The 307-nt window shown below is 39.7% G+C and carries 1 protein-coding gene; it reads right to left on the reverse strand.

Annotation, left to right across the window (positions count from 1 at the left end):
• On the reverse strand, positions 1-296 hold a 296-nt coding region (locus tag QP363_RS12875; RefSeq protein ID WP_369181387.1), incomplete at its 3' end, for a transposase family protein.
• Positions 297-307 lie beyond the last annotated feature (11 nt).

Here is a 307-nt window from a genome sequence, read left to right on the forward strand (position 1 = left end):
AGCCTTTTGGTCATACTACGCTTTTCATCTACAGATATTAGGCGTTCCCAGAAGGTAGATCCGCATTCACGACACTTGTATCGTCTACGGTTCAAATGTAAGCCCACTCGCTTTAAACGAATGGGCAAATCCATAATTAGTTGATTTCTTGAACTGTGTTTGTACAACTTGTCAAAACCACATTCAGGACAACGTTCAGGTGGTCCGACTGCTTCAACTTTAAACATCATATCGGTTTCATTTTCTTGTGGCGGTTCTATTGTTTTAATGTCTGGTAGGGATAATAAGTCTGACATATTATTCATCC

This window comes from Corynebacterium sp. UMB6689 (genome assembly GCF_030215295.1).
Taxonomy (GTDB): domain Bacteria; phylum Actinomycetota; class Actinomycetes; order Mycobacteriales; family Mycobacteriaceae; genus Corynebacterium; species Corynebacterium aurimucosum.